The organism is Loktanella sp. SALINAS62, assembly GCF_018263905.1.
Lineage (GTDB): Bacteria > Pseudomonadota > Alphaproteobacteria > Rhodobacterales > Rhodobacteraceae > Loktanella.
The window spans coordinates 66,638-84,276 of the sequence record NZ_JAAFZU010000001.1; the positions used below are offsets into that span (position 1 = coordinate 66,638).

The 17,639-nt window shown below is 61.8% G+C and carries 16 protein-coding genes and 1 tRNA gene; 9 read left to right on the forward strand and 8 right to left on the reverse strand.

Going from position 1 to position 17,639, the window contains the following annotated elements; genetic code table 11:
* The first annotated feature begins 85 nt into the window (after positions 1-85).
* Genes GZH79_RS00300 through GZH79_RS00310 form a run of 3 tightly spaced genes read left to right on the forward strand, consistent with a single transcriptional unit; the run spans position 86 to position 4,526 of the window.
* Positions 86-3,178 carry a valine--tRNA ligase gene (locus GZH79_RS00300; protein WP_211641157.1) on the forward strand — a complete coding sequence of 1,031 codons (3,093 nt, stop codon included), beginning with the start codon at positions 86-88 and terminating at the stop codon, positions 3,176-3,178.
* 3 nt (positions 3,179-3,181) lie between these two features.
* Positions 3,182-4,294, forward strand: a complete 1,113-nt coding sequence (locus tag GZH79_RS00305) for a pyridoxal phosphate-dependent aminotransferase (RefSeq protein ID WP_211641158.1) — start codon at positions 3,182-3,184, stop codon at positions 4,292-4,294.
* Between the two features lie 46 nt (positions 4,295-4,340).
* Positions 4,341-4,526, forward strand: coding sequence for a hypothetical protein (locus GZH79_RS00310; RefSeq protein ID WP_211641159.1), 186 nt, complete (start codon positions 4,341-4,343; stop codon positions 4,524-4,526).
* Between the two features lie 2 nt (positions 4,527-4,528).
* Here the strand turns inward: GZH79_RS00310 and GZH79_RS00315 are convergent, their stop codons facing one another.
* Positions 4,529-5,704, reverse strand: coding sequence for an aminotransferase class V-fold PLP-dependent enzyme (locus tag GZH79_RS00315; RefSeq protein ID WP_211641160.1), 1,176 nt, complete (start codon positions 5,702-5,704; stop codon positions 4,529-4,531).
* 155 nt (positions 5,705-5,859) lie between these two features.
* Between GZH79_RS00315 and GZH79_RS00320 the strand changes: the two genes are divergently transcribed.
* Positions 5,860-7,623 carry an ABC transporter ATP-binding protein gene (locus GZH79_RS00320; RefSeq protein ID WP_249218896.1) on the forward strand — a complete coding sequence of 588 codons (1,764 nt, stop codon included), beginning with the start codon at positions 5,860-5,862 and terminating at the stop codon, positions 7,621-7,623.
* Positions 7,616-8,362: a folate-binding protein YgfZ gene (locus GZH79_RS00325; RefSeq protein WP_211641161.1), complete on the forward strand. Its 747-nt coding sequence runs from the start codon at positions 7,616-7,618 to the stop codon at positions 8,360-8,362. The genes GZH79_RS00320 and GZH79_RS00325 overlap by 8 nt, the downstream gene beginning before the upstream one ends.
* A gap of 17 nt (positions 8,363-8,379) precedes the next feature.
* Here GZH79_RS00325 and efp read toward each other — a convergent pair whose 3' ends face one another.
* Positions 8,380-8,943 carry an elongation factor P gene (efp, locus tag GZH79_RS00330; RefSeq protein ID WP_211641162.1) on the reverse strand — a complete coding sequence of 188 codons (564 nt, stop codon included), beginning with the start codon at positions 8,941-8,943 and terminating at the stop codon, positions 8,380-8,382.
* Between the two features lie 230 nt (positions 8,944-9,173).
* Here efp and GZH79_RS00335 point away from each other — a divergent pair, with 230 nt between their 5' ends.
* Positions 9,174-9,497 carry a DUF6280 family protein gene (locus tag GZH79_RS00335; protein ID WP_211641163.1) on the forward strand — a complete coding sequence of 108 codons (324 nt, stop codon included), beginning with the start codon at positions 9,174-9,176 and terminating at the stop codon, positions 9,495-9,497.
* 168 nt (positions 9,498-9,665) lie between these two features.
* Positions 9,666-11,126 (forward strand): cobyric acid synthase, encoded by a 1,461-nt coding sequence (locus GZH79_RS00340; RefSeq protein ID WP_211641164.1) that lies wholly within the window; start codon positions 9,666-9,668, stop codon positions 11,124-11,126.
* Here GZH79_RS00340 and GZH79_RS00345 read toward each other — a convergent pair.
* The 3 genes from GZH79_RS00345 to GZH79_RS00355 all read right to left on the reverse strand — a co-directional run bounded on the left by GZH79_RS00345 (position 11,123) and on the right by GZH79_RS00355 (position 14,040).
* Positions 11,123-11,962, reverse strand: coding sequence for a hypothetical protein (locus GZH79_RS00345; protein ID WP_211641584.1), 840 nt, complete (start codon positions 11,960-11,962; stop codon positions 11,123-11,125). The two genes, GZH79_RS00340 and GZH79_RS00345, sit on opposite strands and share 4 nt — an antisense overlap.
* A 66-nt stretch (positions 11,963-12,028) precedes the next feature.
* The gene (locus tag GZH79_RS00350; protein WP_249218897.1) at positions 12,029-13,390 is read right to left on the reverse strand and encodes a TolC family outer membrane protein; all 1,362 of its coding nucleotides are present in this window, start codon (positions 13,388-13,390) and stop codon (positions 12,029-12,031) included.
* The gene (locus tag GZH79_RS00355; protein WP_211641165.1) at positions 13,387-14,040 is read right to left on the reverse strand and encodes a protein-L-isoaspartate O-methyltransferase; all 654 of its coding nucleotides are present in this window, start codon (positions 14,038-14,040) and stop codon (positions 13,387-13,389) included. Before GZH79_RS00355 ends, GZH79_RS00350 begins: the two co-directional genes overlap by 4 nt.
* 159 nt (positions 14,041-14,199) lie before the next feature.
* Between GZH79_RS00355 and GZH79_RS00360 the strand changes: the two genes are divergently transcribed.
* Together GZH79_RS00360 and GZH79_RS00365 are read left to right on the forward strand one after the other, a co-directional pair.
* A tRNA-Cys gene (locus GZH79_RS00360) sits at positions 14,200-14,273 on the forward strand.
* A 53-nt stretch (positions 14,274-14,326) separates the two neighbouring features.
* Complete coding sequence (locus GZH79_RS00365; protein WP_211641166.1) at positions 14,327-15,439, forward strand: N-6 DNA methylase; 1,113 nt, start codon at positions 14,327-14,329, stop codon at positions 15,437-15,439.
* On the opposite strand, the gene GZH79_RS00370 is transcribed toward GZH79_RS00365, so the two are convergent.
* Genes GZH79_RS00370 through modB form a run of 3 tightly spaced genes read right to left on the reverse strand, consistent with a single transcriptional unit; the run spans position 15,408 to position 17,622 of the window.
* Positions 15,408-15,896 (reverse strand): gluconokinase, encoded by a 489-nt coding sequence (locus GZH79_RS00370; protein ID WP_349291142.1) that lies wholly within the window; start codon positions 15,894-15,896, stop codon positions 15,408-15,410. The two genes, GZH79_RS00365 and GZH79_RS00370, sit on opposite strands and share 32 nt — an antisense overlap.
* Entirely contained in the window at positions 15,893-16,951 is a 1,059-nt protein-coding gene (gene modC, locus GZH79_RS00375) for a molybdenum ABC transporter ATP-binding protein (RefSeq protein ID WP_211641167.1), read from the reverse strand. Before modC ends, GZH79_RS00370 begins: the two co-directional genes overlap by 4 nt.
* Positions 16,948-17,622: a molybdate ABC transporter permease subunit gene (gene modB / locus GZH79_RS00380; protein ID WP_211641550.1), complete on the reverse strand. Its 675-nt coding sequence runs from the start codon at positions 17,620-17,622 to the stop codon at positions 16,948-16,950. The genes modC and modB overlap by 4 nt, the downstream gene beginning before the upstream one ends.
* Positions 17,623-17,639 lie beyond the last annotated feature (17 nt).

Sequence of the window (17,639 nt, forward strand, 5' to 3'; positions counted from 1 at the left end):
CGGTGTCCAGCCTGCGGCATTGCCCCTTTTCGCCGCCCCGCGCTTTGGGGTATCGGGGGACCGACACCAGACAAGGACGCGCACCATGGCTCTTTCCAAAACCTTTGATTTCGCCACACGAGAGGCGGACATCTACGATGTATGGGAAAAATCGGGGTGTTTCACCGCAGGCGCTGGCAATCGCCGGGATGAGACGTTCACGATCATGCTGCCACCGCCCAACGTGACCGGCGTGCTGCACGTGGGCCATGCGTTCAATCACACGCTGATGGACATTTTGACGCGGTGGAAACGGATGCAGGGCTACGACACGCTGTGGCAACCTGGACTGGACCATGCGGGCATCGCCACACAGCTTGTCGTGGAAAAGGACATGGCCGCCAAAGGCGAGACCCGCAAGCGTGCCGACATGGACCGGGCTGAATTTCTGGCCAAGGTCTGGGAGTGGAAGAAAACATCCGGCGGCACGATCGAGGATCAGGCCCGTCGTCTGGGCGACAGCATGGACTGGTCACGCTCTGCCTTTACCATGTCGGGCGCGCCCAATGCGCCTGCGGGGGAAAAGGACGGCAATTTCCACGATGCCGTGCTCAAGGTCTTTGTCGAGATGTACAACAAGCGTCTGATTTATCGCGGCAAACGTCTGGTGAACTGGGACCCGCATTTCGAAACCGCGATCTCGGACCTAGAGGTCGAGAACGCCGAAGTCGACGGCCACATGTGGCATTTCAAATACCCGCTGGCGGGCGGTGAAACCTATACCTACGTGGAAAAGGACGAAGACGGGAATGTGCTGTTCGAAGAGGTGCGCGATTACATCTCTATCGCGACCACGCGGCCCGAAACCATGCTGGGCGACGGTGCGGTCGCGGTGCATACCGACGATGCGCGCTATGCTCCCATCGTCGGCAAGCTGTGCGAAATCCCGGTCGGGCCAAAGGAATCCCGCCGCCTGATCCCGATCATCACCGACACCTATCCGGACATGGCGTTCGGGTCCGGTGCGGTGAAAATCACCGGCGCGCATGATTTCAACGACTACGAGGTCGCCAAACGCGGCGGCATCCCGATGTATTCCCTGATGGACACCAAGGGCCGGATGCGCGCCGACGGCAAACCCTATGCCGAAGAAGCCGCGACGGCACAGGCGATTGCGAACGGCGAACAGGAGTTCGACGAAGCGATGATCGCCGCGATGAACCTTGTGCCCGAAGCCTATCGCGGGCTGGACCGGTTCGAGGCGCGCAACCGCGTGGTCGCGGACATCACCGCCGAAGGTCTGGCCGTCATGGTCCCCGCGACCGATCCGCGTCTAGGTGAAACAGCCCAACTGACCGCACCCGAAGAAGGCGGAGAGGTCCGTCTGGACCAGTTGGCCCCGCTGGTGGAACCCAAAAAGATCATGCAGCCCTTTGGTGACCGGTCCAAGGTCGTGATCGAACCGATGCTGACAGACCAGTGGTTCGTCGACACCGCCCAAATCGTCGGCCCCGCGCTGGACGCGGTCAAGGATGGACGGACCCAGATCATTCCCGATTCCGGTCGCAAGGTTTACGACCACTGGCTGGAGAATATCGAACCGTGGTGCATCTCTCGCCAGTTGTGGTGGGGTCACCAGATCCCGGTTTGGTATGGGCCTGAGATCGTAGAGAAAGAAAGAACTGCCGGCGGATACGGTTTCGAGGAAGGCAAAAAATTCTTCTGCGCTTCGACAGAAGCCGAAGTGATCAAATTAGCAAAAGCGCATTACGGCGAAGGCTGCGAGATCCAATTCTTGCAAAGAGCTAGCAGCAAGCCGCAACGGCTGGATCATTCTATCACCCGCAGGACCGAGGCGGGTGAAACTACCGTGACGGTTGATCGGGTGTCTCTCGTTCGCGACCCCGACGTCCTCGATACATGGTTCTCGTCCGGCCTCTGGCCCTTCGGCACCCTTGGCTGGCCAGAAGATACTGCGGAACTGGATCGCTATTTTCCCGGCGACGTGCTGATCACCGGGCAGGACATCCTGTTTTTCTGGGTGGCCCGCATGATGATGATGTCGCTTGCCGTCATGGAAGAGGTGCCGTTCCACACCGTCTACCTGCACCAGCTTGTCCGCGACGCCAAGGGCGAGAAGATGTCCAAGACCAAGGGCAACGTCATCGACCCGCTGACCATGGTGGACGCTTACGGTGCCGACGCGCTGCGGATGTCGAACGCGGCGATGGCCGCCATCGGCGGTGTCCTGAAAATCTCTGAAGACCGGATCGCGGGCTATTCCAAGTTCGTCAACAAGCTGTGGAACGCCGCAAAGCTGGCCGAAATGAATGGCGCCTTTGACGCGCCCGCCACCCGGCCCGCGCCGCAGCAGACCGTCAACCGCTGGATCATGGCCGAAATCGGCCAACTGCGCCGCGACGTGGACGCAGCACTGACCGATTACCGGTTCAATGACGCGGCGAATGCGCTTTACGCCTTTATCTGGGGCCGGTTCTGCGACTGGTATCTGGAATTTTCCAAACCGCTGTTGATGGACGGCTCTGACGCGGACAAGGCGGAAACACAGGCGACACTGGGCTGGGCGCTGGATCAATGCCTGATCCTGCTGCACCCCGTGATGCCCTTTGTCACCGAAGAGTTGTGGCAGCAAAGCCGCCCGCGTGACCAGATGCTGGCCCTGACCCCTTGGCCGGAATACGACGATCTGGCCGATGACGCCGCCAGCGCGGAAATGAACTGGGTGATTTCCCTGATCGAAGGCATCCGGTCCGCCCGCGCGCAACTGAACGTGCCCGCCGGTCTGAAAATTCCGGTTTTGCAAATCGAGGCGGACGATGCTGCACAGACCGCTCAGGCCAACAATCTGGCGATGATCCAGCGGATGGCACGGGTCGACAGCATCGCAACAGCAGCGGAACCGCCCAAGGGATCGCTGACCGTCGCAACCCGTGGCGCGACATTCGCCCTGCCACTGGCGGGCCTGATCGACGTGGCCGCCGAAAAGGCGCGTCTGGGCAAGGCGCTGGTCAAACTGGAAAAGGAAATCAAGGGCTTGGCCGGTCGGGCCAACAACCCGAAATTCGCGGAATCCGCCCCGCCAGAGGTCGTGGCCGAAACCCGCGCAAATCTGGCCGAACGCGAGGCAGAGGCCACCCAACTGACCACCGCGCTGTCGCGGCTTGCGGAACTGGACTGACCGATGACCGATCCTCGCCTGACCCCGCTGGCACAAAGCCTGCCCGCCTCTGTCCCGTTCGTTGGGCCGGAACGGCTGGAACGCGCACGCGGTGCGCCATTCGACGCGCGTTTGGGCGCGAATGAACTGGTGTTCGGTCCATCGCCGCAGGTGGCGCAGGCGATCCGTGACATGGCAGGCGATGTCTGGATGTATCCCGATCCCGACATGCACGATCTACGGCTGGACCTGTCCGCGCATCACGGCGTCGCCCCCGAAAACGTCGCCATCGGTGAAGGCATCGACGGGCTGCTGGGCAACCTTGTGCGGCTGCTGATCGCGCCGGGCGATGCGGTCGTCACATCTGCCGGGGCGTATCCGACGTTCAACTACCACGTCACGGGATTTGGCGGCACGCTGCATACCGTGCCCTATGCCGGCGATTACGAAGACCACGAACGCCTGATCGCCAAAGCGGTCGAAGTCGGTGCGAAACTGATCTATCTGGCGAACCCCGACAATCCGATGGGCAGCCGCCACGACGCCAGCCTGATGCGGCGGATGGTGACCAACGTCCCCGACGGCTGCCTGCTGGTGCTGGACGAAGCCTATATCGAATTGGCGCCCCACGGCACCGCGCTGGCCGTCGCCCCCGACGATGCCCGCGTGATCCGGATGCGGACGTTTTCCAAAGCCTACGGTCTGGCCGGATTGCGGGTCGGCTATGCGCTGGGGCACCCCGACCTGATCGCCGCGTTTGACCGGGTGCGGAACCATTTCGGCGTTGGACGATTGGCACAGGTCGCCGCGCGTGCTGCGTTGGCCGATCAGGACTGGCTGACCCATGTGCAACGGCTGGTCGCCAACAGCCGCGACCGTCTGGCCACGATCGCGCTGGAAAACGGCCTGGTCCCTGTGGTGTCCGCCACCAATTTCGTGGCGATGGACTGCGGCGGCGACGGTGCACTGGCCAAGGCGGTGCTGGACGGGCTGGCACGGCGCGGAATCTTTGCCCGGATGCCCGGCGTTGCCCCGCTGAACCGCTGCATCCGCGTCAGTTGCGGCCCTGACGACCAGATGGATGCACTCGCAAAAGCGTTACCGCACGCCTTGGCAGAGGCGCGCAACGGGACTTGACCGATCCGCGCCTGCGCTCGCAAACTGCGACGGCAGGGGGATCGCCATGCGCGAACACAAGGTCGGACGGGCCGAAAACTACACCGACGCCTTTTTGGCGACGCTGGGCCTGATCCTGTTCATGGCGTTCTGGTGCATCGCGACCGTGTTCGGGGTCGTCTGGGTCATGGTGATCGCAACCGCACTGGACTGGCTGCGGTCCCGCCTGATCCGCCGCGACACGACCCCCTGACGCTAGCCCGCCGCCATCACGGCCGCCGCCGCGTCCAATGCGCCCGCCCCGTGCGGCGTGCCGGTTGCGATCAGTCCAGCCTGCAGGGTGCCGACAACGCCCATCATCATCTGCGCGTTGATATGGCCCATGTGACCGACCCGGAAATATGCGCTTTCGGGTTGACGTCCCAGACCGATGCCCAGCGTCAGCCCCGCCGTGTGTTCGCACCACCGGCGCAGCGCGTCGCCCTGCCCTTCGGCAATCCGGACAGAGGTGACGGCGTGGCTGCGATGGGCCGGATCAGCGACGTTCAGGCAAAGCGGCCCCTGCGTCGCCCAGACATCGCATGCTGCCCATAGCGCGCGCGCCAGAACCGCGTGGCGGGCATGGACCTGATCCAGACCTTCATCCTTGATCATATCCAGCGCGACACGCAGGCCATACAGGTGGTGCGTCGGCGCCGTGCCTGCGAAGTACTGATAGAACTGTGCCGGGCTGGCGCGTGGGCGCCAGTTCCAATAGCCCGACACGCGGGCAGGCTGGCGTGCATCGGCCCTGTCGTTGAACCAGACGAAACTGACGCCGGCGGGTGTCATCAACCCCTTTTGGCAGGCCGCGACCATGACGTCGACGCCCCATTCGTCCATCGCAAAATCATCACAGCCCAGCGACGCGATACAATCCACCATCAACAAAGCATCGTGTCCTGCGGAATCGAGTGCAGTCCGAAGTTTCGGCACATCGGATTTCACCCCGGTCGACGTGTCCACGTGGCAGACCAGCACCGCCTTGATCCGGCCATCGGTGTCGTCGCGCAGACGCTGTTCCAGCTTGTCGGCATCAATCGGGTCCGTCTGGCCGAAATCCATGACCTCGACCGCCAACCCAAGCGCACGGGCCATTTCACCCCAACCGTGACCAAACCGCCCCGTGGCGCAGACCAGGACCAGATCGTCCGGTGCGCAAACGTTGGCAAGCGCCGCTTCCCACGCAGCATGGCCATTGCCGATATAGATTGCGACATGACCTGCCGTGCGCGCCACGGCTTTCAGGTCGGGAACGATGCTGGCGGTCACATCATGCAGTTCGCCTTCGTAGATGTTGGGCGACGCGCGGTGCATGGCCCGCAAAACAGCATCAGGCATCACCGAGGGGCCGGGAATCGCAAGGTAGGACCGACCAAAAGACAGCGACATGACGAGAACCTTTTTGGGAATGAACGGACGGACCCTACGACCATCGTCAGCCGCGTCAACACCCCGTCGCCGCTTGCCTGCCTTTGGCCGACCGACTAGGTGTCGGATATGTTGCACACACAGGCCCAATACCCCATCCCATCGCAGGCCGCCGCATGAGCGATGCGCCGGACATCCGGCCCATGTTCCGCTGGCTGTGGTCGACATATCTGCACCGGCACCGCTGGATCCTTGCCGCCGCCGTTCTGCTGATGGCGACGGAAGGCGCGATGCTGGGCCTGCTGTCCTATCTGATCAAGCCGATGTTCGACGATGTATTTATCGCCGGTGAAAGCAGTGCGCTTTGGGTCGTCGGTTTCGGAATCATGTTCATTTTCCTTGTCCGCGCGGTGACCGGTGCGGGGCAGAAAATCTTGCTGATGCGGGCCAGCCAGCGGGCGGCGGCGGCGATGCGGATCGACCTGCTGGATCACCTGATGACGCTGGACAGCGCCTATCACCAGATCAACCCACCGGGGCAGTTGATCGAACGGGTGCAGTCGGACGTTACGGTCGTCAACAACAGCTGGGCATCGATCCTTGTGTCGATCGGTCGCGATACGGTCACGGTGCTGGTACTGTTCGGTGTGGCGCTGTCTGTCGATTGGCAATGGACGCTGGTCACATTGGTTGGCGTGCCATTTCTTGTCCTGCCCGCCCTGATGGCGCAACGCTATGTTCGTAAACGGTCCGTATTGGCACGCGATCTGGCGGGCAGCATGGCGACCCGGCTGGACGAGGTGTTTCACGGCATCAACCCGATCAAGCTGAACGCGCTGGAACGCTATCAATCAACCCGCTACCGCAAACTGACCGACAACCGCGCCAGAGCAGAGATCAAGGCCACCACCGGGCAAGCCACCGTGCCCGCGCTGGTCGATGTCGTGACCGGATTTGGGTTTCTCGCCGTGATGATTTACGGCGGCGGTGAAATCATCGCCGGAACCAAGACGGTGGGCGAATTCATGTCATTTTTCACCGCCATCGCGCTGGTGTTTGATCCGCTGCGCCGCATCGCCAATACCGCTGGCAAATGGCAGATCGCGGCGGCCAGCATCGACCGCCTGCGAAGTGTGTTCAACGAACGCCCGACCCTGCTGTCGCCTGCACAGCCCCGTCCCGCGCCGTCTGGTGCACCCGAAATCGTGTTCCGGGATGTCGACATGCGCTATGGGGAATTGCCCGTGCTGCGCGGCGCAAGCTTTACCGCCAAGGCCGGGCAGACAACCGCGCTGGTGGGCGCATCGGGTGCGGGTAAAAGCACTGTGTTCAATGTGCTGACCCGGCTTGTCGAACCTACGGACGGGGCAGTCATGATAGACGGCACGCGGGTCGCTGACATGGATCTGGGCGCGCTGCGGGCGCTGTTTTCGGTCGTCACCCAAGACGCCGCCCTGTTTGACGAGACGCTGCGCGAAAACGTCCTGTTGGGGCGCACCGACGTATCGGACGCGACGCTGGCAAATGTGCTGGACGCGGCCCACGTCACGGACTTTCTGCCGCAACTGTCGCAGGGGTTGGACAGCCCCGCCGGGCCACGCGGGTCGAACCTGTCGGGCGGGCAGCGGCAGCGGGTCGCCATTGCCCGCGCGATCCTGCGCGACACACCGATCCTGCTGCTGGACGAAGCAACCAGCGCGCTCGACACCAAGTCAGAGGCCGTGGTGCAATCGGCGCTGGAACGGTTAAGCGTCGGGCGCACCACGTTGGTTATCGCGCACCGCTTGTCGACCGTGCGCAATGCCGACAGCATCGTGGTGATGGACCATGGCCGTGTCGTTGATCAGGGTACGCATGACGTGCTTCTTGAACGCGGCGGCATCTATGCCGACCTATACAGGATGCAATTCAAATCAAAGGCGGCTGAACCCGATGAATGAACGCACCGTGCTTTCACTGACCGGCAAGGATCGGGTGGAATTCCTGCAAGGTCTTGTGACCAATGATGTCAGCCGGGCCACAGGCGGCATCGTCTATACCGCGCTGCTGACGCCACAAGGCAAATATCTGGCGGATTTCTTTGTGCTGGGCGAACCGGACCGCCTGTTGATCGATGTGGCGTCCAGCCATGCAGCGGGTCTGGGCCAGCGTCTGAACATGTACCGCCTGCGCGCCGATGTGCAGATCGAAACCACTGATCTGGTCGTGTCACGCGGGACCGGCGACGCACCCGACGGTGCCCTGCCCGATCCGCGCCATGCCGCGCTGGGTTGGCGGCATTATGGCGATACGAATATTTCGGATGCGACCGACTGGGACGCTGTCCGGGTCGCGCATCTGGTGCCCGCATCCGGGATAGAGCTGACGCCCGAAACCTATATCCTTGAAGCCGGGTTCGAACGCCTGCACGGTGTCGATTTCCGCAAGGGCTGTTTCGTCGGTCAGGAAATCGTCGCGCGGATGAAGCACAAGACGACACTGCGCAAAGGTCTGGTGCAGGTGGCGGTCGACGGACCGGCGCAATCCGGCGACGAAATTGTCAACGATGGCCGTCCTGCAGGTGTCTTGCATACGGTCGCGGGTGACATGGCGATTGCCTATCTGCGCTTTGACCGGACGGACAACATGACAGCCGGCGATGCGACATTGACCTTGGTGGGCCAGCCCCAGTCAGGCTGACCGGGGCCGTCATCGCATCAGGCGCGTTCGACGTATTCCATCAGTTCGGTGTTCACGACGATATCTTCATCAGTGCCCACGAACGGTGGAATCATGACACGGACGCCATTGTCCAAAATAGCGGGCTTGAAACTGTTGGCCGCTGTCTGGCCCTTGACCACAGGTTCGGTCTCGACAACTTTGCAGGTGACGCGCAGCGGTAGCGTCACGTTCAGCGCTTCTTCGCCGTAGTATTCGATCTTGACGACCATACCGTCCTGCAGGAACGGGCGACGATCCCCCAGAATATCGGCAGGCAGCGCGATCTGATCATAGGTTTCGCTGTCCATAAAGGTCAGCATATCGTCGGCTTCGAACAGGAATTGCTGATCCTTTTGTTCCAGCCGGACCTGTTCCACCTTGTCGGCGGACCGAAACCGTTCGTTCAGCTTGCGACCGTCGCGCAGGTTTTTCAGTTCGACCTGCGCGAATGCCCCGCCTTTGCCGGGCTTGACATGGTCGACCTTGACGGCCGCCCACAGACCGTTTTCATGATCCAGCACGTGGCCGGGGCGAATTTCGTTACCGTTGATTTTTGGCATGGGTCACTTCGTGTCAAAATTGCGTCAAATACTTGATGATTTCTTAAGGCGGTCTATATCTGGCTGGTCACTGCGCCGCAAGGCGACTAGATCTGCTTGTTCGGACCAGATAGCCATGCGTTTTGCGCATGGCAGTCATTCCAAAACAGGCACCCTCCTATGCCTGTTTTGCGGGCATAAGGGGCGCTACCGCAAATCGCGAAGACCGAAATAGGCGAGAAGGACCAAACATGAGAGATTTCGTTGACGGGACTGCATTCAACAACGAGCAGGGCAACCGCGCGCGCAAGTTGTTTGCTGCCGTCGTACTGGCTGCCTTGGACGATGCGATCGCCGATGACAAGAAATATGGCAATGGCCCCGAACAGATTGCACGCTGGGCCCGCTCTCGTGATGGCCGCGAAGTGTTGTCTTGTGCAGGGATCGACCCAAACGAGCGTGTTGTTGCTGGCCTGATGGATTTCGTCGGCAAGGGCATCCGCACGTCTGTCGCACTGTCGCGCGAAGAAAGCGAACGCCGTCACGCTGCCGAACAGGACGCCCGCGCGGCCTGATCAAACCTGACCATGCGAACTAATCAAAACGCGGCGCTTCGGCGCCGTTTTTTGTTGTCCGGACGTCCTAAACCCTGCGTTCAGAAAATTGCCGACAATGCGCCGCGACGTTGCGGCGATGGCTTCCCCTGACCGGGCGGTTTACCTAAGACAACTGCAGGGGGCGCCATGACAAAAGCGATCATGATACAGGGGGCCGGGTCGAACGTCGGCAAATCGCTGCTTGTGGCGGGCATCGCGCGCGCGGCCGTGCGGCGCGGGTTGTCGGTGGCACCGTTCAAGCCACAGAACATGTCCAATAATGCCGCGGTTACGGTCGATGGTGGCGAGATTGGTCGTGCGCAGGCGTTGCAGGCGCAGGCCTGCCGCCGCGACCCGATCGTCGATATGAACCCGGTGCTGCTGAAACCCGAAACCGACGTCGGCGCACAGGTCGTGGTGCAGGGCCAACGTCTGACGACGGTCAAGGCCCGCGATTACGCCGCACTGAAGCCAACCCTGCTGCCACACGTGCTAGACAGTTTTCACGCACTTGCCGCTACCTGCGACCTGATCGTCGTCGAAGGCGCAGGCAGCCCGGCAGAGGTCAATCTGCGACACGGCGACATCGCCAATATGGGTTTTGCCGAAGCAGCGAACGTGCCGGTCATTCTGGTCGGTGACATCGACCGGGGCGGCGTAATCGCACAACTGGTCGGCACCCATGTTGTTCTGACGCATGGCGACGCCGACAGGATCGTGGGCTTTGCCGTCAACAAATTCCGGGGCGATGTATCGTTGTTCGACGATGGGATGACCACGATCGCGGACCGCACCGGTTGGGCGTCACTTGGCGTTGTGCCATGGTTCGCGGACGCGTGGAAACTGCCAGCAGAGGACGTCATGGACATTGCCAGCCGCAAGGGGGGACACTTGCGTGTGGTCGTGCCGCGTCTGAACCGGATCGCAAACTTTGACGATCTCGACCCGCTGTCCGCCACACCGGATGTCAGCGTCGATATCATTCCCGAAGGCCGCCCCCTGCCACTGGACGCTGATTTGATCATCCTGCCCGGATCGAAATCGACCATCGCGGATCTGGATCATTTCCGCGCCCAAGGCTGGGATATCGATCTGGCTGCCCATATCCGCCGTGGCGGTCACGTGCTGGGTATTTGTGGTGGCTACCAGATGCTGGGCAAACGGGTCAGCGACCCTGACGGGCTGGAAGGGCCGCCGCGCGATGTGGCGGGTCTGGGCCATCTGGACGTCGAAACCGTTCTGCATCCACGCAAGCGGCTGGCGCTATCCCATGCCACCTATCTTCCGACCGGCGATTCGGTATCGGGCTATGAAATCCATCTGGGGTCAACGACCGGGCCGGATACCGACAGGGCATGGCTGACGCTGGATGGCCGCCCCGAAGGTGCCGCCAACCCCACCGGACAGGTGCGCGGTTGCTATCTGCATGGTTTGTTTGCAGCAGATAAGTTTCGCGGCGCCTATCTGGACGTGCTTGGAAAACCGGTGACCGCAGGCAGCTATGCGTCCGTTGTCGAAGACACTCTGGACCGTCTGGCCGACCATGTAGAACAGCATCTGGATATGGATGCGCTGCTGGCCCTGGCTGCCCCCGTGACCGCGCGCTAGTCCATTTCTGCGTTCGACAGCACCCGCTGAATTTCGCGCCGGACCAGTTTACGGACGTTGCGCGTGATCCGTTCGCCCAGATTGCCCTGCAATTCTTCGCGGACAATGGCGCGCACCATGTCTTGCAATTCGGCATGGCCGATGGTGCTGCCGCCATCCAGAAACAGATGCAATGCCGCTTCTGCTTCGTGGTCGACCTCGTCGTCGGGCGCATCCATCAGGTCGTCGTTGTAATCATGATCCGGCTCGGGCGTTTCGACCGGACGTGCACGATGATGGCGAAACAAAACGTGGGCGCTGTTGTCCCCGTCGCTGTCATCTGCGTCCTCATCCGCGCCACCGTAGATCCGCGCTGCTTCTGACAGGGTGGCAGGCCAGCCGTTCAGATTGTTTGGAACGGTCGGCCCATCGGATTCGGGTTCGATTTCAATGGCGTCTTCGACAGCGACATCGCCCCGGAACCCGGCGCTGGACCAGCTTTTATCCAGATCCGTGCCGGTGCCGTCGTCTTCCCATTCTTCCGCCTGACCGCTGACCGCGGCTTCCAGTTCGGCAATCGTCGCCAAAAGCGATGTCGCATGCCCGCGTGGCCCGTTGTCGGACACCGCATGTGCTGCATGCAACACATAGGGTGCGGGTCGGTCATCCACCGGGTCACGTGTTGGGCTGGAATCGCCGTTGTCGGTATCCACCCGCAGCGCCGGGGTCAGCACGAGCTTTTCGATCTTAGCGGTTGGTTTCGGTGCAGGCGCAGCGCCCATGTCATCCTCTGCGACAAGGCGCCGGATGGACGAAAGCACGTCCTCGATCTTGGCGTTTGTCATCGGATCCGACATTTGGTGTCCCTGCGAGTTGCGAAAACCTTAGACCGAAGCCTTTCACCAGACAACCGAACTATGCCGTCACTGCCCGATTGCGCGCAGCACCCGGTCCAGCGCACGGCCCTGTTCCGACAGCGCAGGCGGCGCATCCTGAACAAGGTTATAGTAGGCCGATGGATCATACTGCTGAACCGGCAGTCGCAGGTGATCTGCGGTCAGCAACCCCATCGCCGCTAGCACGGCATAGGATGCGTTCACCTCTGCCCGTTGGGCGGTGATGACATTCGCGCGCGCATCGAGCAGATCTTGTTCTGCGTTCAGCACGTCCAACGTTGTGCGCGCACCCAGTGTCGCCTCTTCACGTACACCATCAAATGCAAGCCGCGCAGCGCGGACTTGTTCGGCAGTCGATGACAACTGCGACCGCGCCACCTGATAGACGGCATAGGCGTTGGCGACGTCCTGACGGATCTGCAATGTCGTGATATGCAGACCGGCCCGCGACTGATCGCGTTGCGCCATCGCCTGCCGCACTACAGACGCAAGGGCGCCACCCTGATAGATCGGCCCGCCAAAGTTCAGCCCAAGACTGCGACCGACATTCTGATCCTGATCCATGCCGACGCGGCCTTCTAGCGTGGCTTGCGGACCATAGGACGCCTCTGCCCGTGCAATGCCCAATTCTGCGGCGGCAACGGAATATTGCGCCTGTAGAATGCTGGGATGGGTCCGCACGGCGACAGCCATTGCCTCGGCTTCGGATTTCGATACCGGCGCAGGTTGCGCATTTTGCAGCGTGCCGGGCACCCTGCCAACAGCCGCTTCGAATTCCGCAACAGCCTGTTCCAGATCGCCCCGCGCCGATACCAGCAGGGTGCGCGCCTCTGCCAGACGCGCATCGGCCAGCGCCACGTCGGTGCGCGTCACTTCACCGACTTCGAAACGATCGGTCGCGGCGCGCAATTCCTGCGTCAGCAGGCGCTGGTTGTTTTCACGCAGCGAAATAAAGGATTTGCTTGCGACAACGGCCATATAGGCCTGCACCGCGCGCAACAGCACCTGCTGTTCGACAGCCCGCAAGGATTGCCGTGTGCCAAGTACCAATTCACGCTGTGCCGCAATCGCCAGCCGGTTTGCGCCACCGTCATACAAGGTCAATTGACCGGTCAGTGACAAATTCCCGGTAAACCGATCTGCGCCAACGGCGCGCGGGCTTTGCGTGTTGACCGTTGCGGCCCAGTTGATCACCGGCAGCAGCCGCGCTGTCGCCTGCGCCACGTCTTCGTCAGCGGCACGCAGGACCGCGCGGTTCTGCGCCAGCAAACCGCTGTTGGCATAGGCGTCGGTCAGCGCCTGGCTAAGCGTATCGGCAGCAGCGACCTGTCCCATCAGCGACAGCGACGCAACAGCAAGACAGTGGCGGAACGTGCGCAGGAACATCATAGTGCAAACGCCATCGGCTTGCGGAAACCATCCAACACCGGCGCCCCCGCATTGAATGCGAAACGCCAACTGACACGGCCATGGGCCTTTATCCCGATTCGAACGGTGCCCAACGCACCCTCGGCAAAGATGGCGGCGATCCGCCCACCGTCTTTTAACTGGTCAAGAATGGCATCAGGCACGACTTCGACAGCGCCGTGGATCATGACCAGATCATAGGGCGCCGATTTCGCAGCGCCATCCTGCAGTGGGTTGGTCAACACAGCGGCATTGTCGATGCCCTGTTCCGTCAGGTTTGTCTGTGCTTCGTCGGCCATATCGGCATCCGATTCGACCGCAACCACAAAATCAGCAAGACGGGCGGCGACTGCGGTCGAATAGCCCAGCCCGCAACCAAGATCGAGAAGCACCTCGGACGGTTGAATATCCAGCGCGTCCAGCATCTTGGACAGTGTCCGGGGTTCCAGCATGACACGCCCTGCCGACAGCATCAGGTTTTCACCAACATAGGCTGCTTCGCGCTTTGTGCTGGGCACAAATGCCTCTCTGGGAATGGAAAGCATCGCATCGATGATCGGAAACTTTGTCACATCAGAAGGACGCACCTGCGTGTCGACCATCATGGTGCGGCGGGAAGAGAAGTCAGCCACGGTCTGAATACATCCGTTAGGGTTGTTTGCATGAATGATGCCACAGGTCCGGGCTGCGGGCAACGCATCTCTGGCAAGGCACCCGGCATGCCCTGTGCGTTTCCCCCGCCATTTTCGCCCGTTGACCCCGGCAGCGTTACGTCCTATGCGGTCGCTGTTGGCGAGTGGGCAGGTAGGTTATGCAGCGGATTGCAAATCCGTGTAGACCGGTTCGATTCCGGTACTCGCCTCCACACCCTGATGATCCGCTCTTTGATCCTGCCGCGTTGCATTGTAGGGCACGGGTATGAACCGTGAAATGTTTGAAATCTTTCTCTCTGCCCCTCCGGGGTTGGAACATGCGGTGCGTGCAGAAGCGCGGGCGGCGGGCTTTGCCGACGCTGTAACAGTGCCGGGCGGTGTAACCTTTCAGGGTGACTGGTCCGATGTCTGGCGTGCGAACCTTGACTTGCGAGGCACGGGGCGGGTTTTGGTGCGGGTCGGGTCATTCCTGGCGTTCCATCTGGCACAACTGGACAAACGTGCGCGCAAATTTCCATGGTCCACCTACCTGCGTCCCGATGTGCCGATCCGGGTCGAGGTCACGACCGACAAGCGATCCAAGATCTATCATGGCCGGGCTGCAACACAGCGGATTGAAACCGCCATCAAAGAAGAACTGGGCGCAACCATCGCCGCAGACGCACCCGTCACGCTGAAAGTGCGGATCGCTGACAACACAGTGACGTTCAGTATCGATACCAGCGGCGAAAGCCTGCACAAGCGTGGCCACAAGCAGGCGGTCGGCAAGGCCCCGATGCGCGAAACGCTGGCCGCGCTTTTTCTGGCCGAATGCGGATATAGCGGGACAGAATCCGTCTTGGACCCGATGTGCGGGTCAGGGACATTTGTGATCGAAGCCGCCGAAATCGCCACGGGCCTGCAACCGGGACGGTCCCGTGACTTTGCCTTCATGCATCTTGCGACCTTTGATCCCGGTTTATTCGCTGCGTTGCGGCGCCCGGTGGCAGCACAGTCCGACCTGATGTTTTTTGGATCGGACCGCGACACAGGCGCTGTCAACATGGCGACCATGAACGCCGAACGGGCGGGGGTATCCGCGTCGACCAGGTTCGTCCATCATGCCGTCAGCGATCTGCAGCGCCCCGTCGGGGCACCCGGACTGGTCATGGTGAACCCGCCCTATGGTGCGCGGATCGGTAACAAGAATCTGCTGTATCCGCTGTATGGCGCGTTAGGCAAAACCCTGCTGGACAGGTTCAGCGGTTGGCGCGTGGGTATCGTTACAAGCGAGCCGTCGCTGGCCAAGGCGACCGGCCTTCCGTTTACCCCGACACGCATAACGGTGCCGCACGGGGGGCTGCGGATCACGTTGCATCGAACCGACCCGTTGCCATGATCGCATCCACGATGGCCTGTGGCGATGCGTCGATATCGACCGTTACGGCGTCTTCGTCCGGGCCCGGTGGTTCCAGTGCTGCGAACTGACTGTCCAGCAATGTCGCAGGCATGAAATGGCCCGGGCGGTGTGTCACCCGGTCCAGAAGAACGCTGCGGTCACCCGACAGATGGACAAAAACGGCATTGGCCGCCGCTGCGCGGATCCGGTCACGATAGGCGCGTTTCAGCGACGAACAGGCGATGACCTTGTCGCCATCGGACAGCGCCGCGCCCACTGCATCCAGCCAAGGCGCACGATCGCTGTCCGTCAGCGGCGTTCCGCCTGCCATCTTGTCGATATTCGTCCGCGGATGCAGCGCGTCACCATCGACGAACGGAAGCCCCAGACGATCCGCCAGCATTGAACCGATCAGGCTTTTACCGCATCCCGATACACCCATTACAACGATTTTCACGTTCTGTCCTTTCGTGTGCCAACGTCGGTTGCCGCAATTGCCGTTGCCTTTAAAATGGCGTGGATCGGCTGTCCGACGGTCAGGTTCATCTGGCGGGTAGACCGCCGCGTGACCCGTGCCAGCAGCTTGTCCCCGCCACAGCTAAGGGATACCGCGACACCGGGGCCGACCCCTTCGACCAGGCTGTCGATCCGACACGACAGAATGTTCAGTGCACTGATTTCCTGCGGCGGCTGCAATGCAAGAATGACCTCTTGCGCGGGAACACGCAATCGCACTTCCGCGCCGATTGGGCCCAGCCGTCCCGGCAGCGTCAGCGATGCAGCCGACAAGGCGACTTCTGTCAGATCGTCAGCCGCGTCAAAGGACCGGACAGTGCCCGTCAGCACGGCCCCCGCATCGCGCACGCCGACTTGTGGCACGGTCGCAGGGTCCGACAAAACGGTTTCGACCGGACCCGCGCGGACCACGCGCCCTGCGTCCATGATCACCAGGGTGTGCGACAGGCGGGCGACCTCTGACATGTCGTGCGTCACATACAGGACCGGAACGCGCGCCGTGTCGCACAGCCGTTCCAGATAGCCCAGCACCTCTGCCTTGCGGGGCGCATCGAGGGCCGCAAGCGGTTCGTCCATCAGCAACAGACGCGGGTTGCTGGTCAGCGCCCGCCCCAGCGCCACCCGCGAGGTTTCGCCACCCGACAGATTGGCCGGGCGGCGATTCAGCAGATGTTCCAAGCCCAGCAAATCGATCACCGCGTCGCGGTCGTGATCGCCACCGAATGCAAGGTTCTGCGCAACCGTCATATGCGGAAACAGCCGCGCATCCTGAAAAACGTAGCCAATCCGGCGCTTGTGCACGGGGGTCCGGGTCAGATCATCACCATTTAACCGAACGTGCCCCGCATCCGGGCGCAGCAACCCGGCGACACAGTTGATCAGGCTGGTTTTGCCCGATCCGGACCGGCCAAAGATGGCTGTCACGCCCTCTGGCGCGGTAAACGACACATCCAGCGCGAAATCACCCAACTGCTTTTGCACGGCAATGTCGATCATTCGCGGATCCTGCGCTGCATACGGCGCGAAAGCGTTTCTGCCAGCGCCAGCGTGCCCAATGCCAAAGCGATGGACACCGCCACCAGTACCGCAACCGCCCCATCGCTACCCGGCACCTGTAACAGCGCGTAGATTGCGGTCGGGATGGTCTGCGTCTGCCCCGGAATCGCCGCGACAAAGGTGATGGTTGCGCCAAATTCACCAAGCGCCTTTGCAAACCCAAGCACAGCCCCCGCCAACACGGATGGCCCGATCAGTGGCAGCGTAACCTTTACAAACACCCGCACGCGGCCTGCACCCAACGTCGCGGCGGCATTTTCCAGCCCCGGATCGACCGCTTCGAATCCCAGCCGGATGGCACGTACAACCAGTGGGAATGCCATGATGGCAGCCGCCAGCGCGGCCCCCGTCCAGCGAAATGCCAGCGTGATGCCGAATGTGTCACGCAAATAGCCGCCGACTGGCCCCTGGGTGCCAAATACCACCAAAAGCAGATAGCCCGTCACGACGGGCGGCAGCACCAGTGGCAAATGCACCAGACCGTTCAGCAACCCCCGTCCCCAGAACTGCTTGCGCGCCAAAAGCCACGCAACCGCGATGGCCACAGGCAGGCTGCAAACGGTGGCAACTGCTGCGATCCGCAGGGACAGGGCGATTGCCGCCCAGGCCATGTCGTCAAGGCCGAATG

What these genes read in the sequence shown, in the direction of transcription:
- GZH79_RS00300 (WP_211641157.1), top strand. Translation starts at nt 86, where the DNA reads ATGGCTCTTTCCAAAACCTTTGATTTCGCCACACGAGAGGCGGACATC.
- GZH79_RS00305 (WP_211641158.1), top strand. Translation starts at nt 3,182, where the DNA reads ATGACCGATCCTCGCCTGACCCCGCTGGCACAAAGCCTGCCCGCCTCT.
- GZH79_RS00310 (WP_211641159.1), top strand. Translation starts at nt 4,341, where the DNA reads ATGCGCGAACACAAGGTCGGACGGGCCGAAAACTACACCGACGCCTTT.
- GZH79_RS00315 (WP_211641160.1), bottom strand. Translation starts at nt 5,704, where the DNA reads ATGTCGCTGTCTTTTGGTCGGTCCTACCTTGCGATTCCCGGCCCCTCG.
- GZH79_RS00320 (WP_249218896.1), top strand. Translation starts at nt 5,860, where the DNA reads ATGAGCGATGCGCCGGACATCCGGCCCATGTTCCGCTGGCTGTGGTCG.
- GZH79_RS00325 (WP_211641161.1), top strand. Translation starts at nt 7,616, where the DNA reads ATGAATGAACGCACCGTGCTTTCACTGACCGGCAAGGATCGGGTGGAA.
- efp (WP_211641162.1), bottom strand. Translation starts at nt 8,943, where the DNA reads ATGCCAAAAATCAACGGTAACGAAATTCGCCCCGGCCACGTGCTGGAT.
- GZH79_RS00335 (WP_211641163.1), top strand. Translation starts at nt 9,174, where the DNA reads ATGAGAGATTTCGTTGACGGGACTGCATTCAACAACGAGCAGGGCAAC.
- GZH79_RS00340 (WP_211641164.1), top strand. Translation starts at nt 9,666, where the DNA reads ATGACAAAAGCGATCATGATACAGGGGGCCGGGTCGAACGTCGGCAAA.
- GZH79_RS00345 (WP_211641584.1), bottom strand. Translation starts at nt 11,962, where the DNA reads ATGTCGGATCCGATGACAAACGCCAAGATCGAGGACGTGCTTTCGTCC.
- GZH79_RS00350 (WP_249218897.1), bottom strand. Translation starts at nt 13,390, where the DNA reads ATGATGTTCCTGCGCACGTTCCGCCACTGTCTTGCTGTTGCGTCGCTG.
- GZH79_RS00365 (WP_211641166.1), top strand. Translation starts at nt 14,327, where the DNA reads ATGAACCGTGAAATGTTTGAAATCTTTCTCTCTGCCCCTCCGGGGTTG.
- modC (WP_211641167.1), bottom strand. Translation starts at nt 16,951, where the DNA reads ATGATCGACATTGCCGTGCAAAAGCAGTTGGGTGATTTCGCGCTGGAT.
- modB (WP_211641550.1), bottom strand. Translation starts at nt 17,622, where the DNA reads ATGGCCTGGGCGGCAATCGCCCTGTCCCTGCGGATCGCAGCAGTTGCC.